This is a genomic window from Microcystis sp. LE19-195.1E (assembly GCF_027532095.1).
Lineage (GTDB): Bacteria > Cyanobacteriota > Cyanobacteriia > Cyanobacteriales > Microcystaceae > Microcystis > Microcystis aeruginosa.
This window is the reverse complement of the sequence record NZ_JAPZSZ010000277.1, coordinates 1-2,251: the sequence shown is the minus strand read 5'-3', so window position 1 is coordinate 2,251 and position 2,251 is coordinate 1. Positions and strand designations below refer to the sequence as shown.

Here is a 2,251-nt window from a genome sequence, read left to right as displayed (position 1 = left end):
TCGCTTGGGCATTCGTTTTCAATTGGCCCAACCAGAGTTACTCTTGTATTATCCCGATGGTCAACCTTTCACCAGTTACAACGAAGAACGACAACGGGCCGAAACGGAACGACAACGGGCCGAAACGGAACGACAACGGGCGGAACGATTGGCGGCAAAACTGCGAGAATTAAACATTAATCCCGAGGAGATTTAAAAAAAATTATCGCTACAATGAAAGCAGATAAGTAGATAGGTATTAAAAACCTTCAGATCCCCCCGCCTATCGGCACTCCCCTTATTAAGGGGGGCAGGGGGGATCAAACCTAAAATCCATTTTTAATTTAATTATAACCAGCTACTTAAATATCAAGTCCTCTAGCTAGAGTCGCAACAGTAAGCCCAGAAAAAATGCCCTAGGGCAGGGTTGACTAATTCCCACTCTCCGATACTTTTTAAACAGCATTTAGGATCATCACCATCCCTAAATAGACCTCGACCTAATATTATCTCAAGACCAAAAGTCTTTATAGTTAAGGAATCTACCCGAATAAAAATAATTTTAATTGCCTCATATTTTTTCAGTGAAATTGAATTAGCAACGATAGATATATATACATTTCAGTTATCGAACTACTTAATTAGTGCATAAGCTAAAAGCAAGCTGTGACTGGGTTATAATTTTTGGAGATGTCTAATAGGGCTTGCTGAATAAATCTAAAAACCTTGTTGGGTAAGACTTTTAGACTTTTTTTCCTCAAAAAGTGCCAACCCTTGGAGTGATCGGGGGGAAATTTAGGCACTTTTTCCTTGAAAATTAGGTAATTGTGGGGTGGAATGAAGAAATTAGTGCTAGAATTCCCGAAAAGTCTATTTTATTTCAGCTTGTTGTTAGGAATCTACTTAAAAGAGGTTGTTTAATCTGGCTAATACGCTTTTGGGTATGATATGCGGAAAAGTTCTGGCGATGGTGCTAAAATGGGGTGATATGCCGAAAGTTGACCCATATCTTTACTCTCAGGAGTGTTATACAGAAATTTTCTATACAATAGACCTCGACCTAATATTATCTCAAGACTAAAAGTTATTCTAGTCAAGGAACACACCCAAATAAAAATAATTTTAATTGCTTCATATTTTTTCAGTGAAATTGAATTAGCGACGATAGATATACATTTCAGCTATCGAACTATTCAATTAGTACACAAGCTAAAGGCAGGCTGTGATTGGGTTATAATTTTTGGAGATGTCTAATCAATAGTTATGCTGTAAAATATGTTTGATGCGACCATCGACAACATTGAGCCGAATCGAGTAACGCGGTATCGCTTGATGCGCGATGCTGCCTCACTTTCATTTTCCGACGTACTCGATTTATGGCAGTCAGATTCAGGGTTTCGAAACTACTACGCAGATTTGCTCGCAGAATCACCCTATGCTGCCTACCGTTGGGAGACTCCCGCACTCACTACTGGAAATGCAGATCAGCCTTTCCAGTTCGTCTTGTTGAACTCTCCCGGCTTCTCATCCCGACAGACAGATTCAACCACATACGCTAGCTATTTCACTGCTGACGACACAAAATTTGGCGTCGTTTCATTCGACAACCTTAGTGGTGATGCAACACTTGTCGTTCCATCGCCTCGAGCCGATATGTCAGCATACGGGCACCTTGCCGCGTTCGTGAGGAATGCTCCAAAGAAGCAAATTGATGCGTTTTGGCGAATCGTTAGCGATGCTGTAGGATCTAAGATGGGTCATGCTCCGCTTTGGCTCAGTACGGCTGGCGGTGGTGTTGCATGGCTGCACGTTCGCCTTGACTCGCGTCCCAAATACTATGGCTACGCACCCTACAAAACCGCATAACCAACCGTTGCACCCAAAGCCTGCGAACAGGTGCTTTTGAGGCGTTGCTGATTTGAGATATGAATCTTCTGTTGTGGGATTTTTAAAACCTAGACCCAAACTAACTTTTGGATACGATGCACAGTTGGCATTCATACCTTGATTCAGCAACGCCAATGGTTGCCCTGGTTTTTTCTAGTAAAGTTATACTATTAAGGAAGCCAAGACGAAATTCTAGGGTTAAGCAATGGTTAGACAACTCGACGACAGCCCGAAAACCACAATCGTCTATCCCGATAGCGACGGGAAACCGATGGCCGACAATACAAGACAATTTCGCTGGATTACGACGATTAAATCGAATCTAGACTGGTTATTTGCCAATGATGCCGATGTTTTCGTCGCCGGTGATTTACTCTGGTATCCC

The 2,251-nt window shown here is 42.1% G+C and carries 1 protein-coding gene and 2 pseudogenes; all 3 read left to right on the top strand.

The window, feature by feature from the left end:
* Positions 1-196: pseudogene (locus O9300_RS15490) on the top strand (hypothetical protein); the annotation flags it as partial.
* Between the two features lie 1,058 nt (positions 197-1,254).
* Positions 1,255-1,845, top strand: a complete 591-nt coding sequence (locus O9300_RS19715; RefSeq protein WP_502846400.1) for a DUF6940 family protein — start codon at positions 1,255-1,257, stop codon at positions 1,843-1,845.
* A gap of 226 nt (positions 1,846-2,071) precedes the next feature.
* Positions 2,072-2,251, top strand: a pseudogene (locus O9300_RS15485) (Uma2 family endonuclease); the annotation flags it as partial.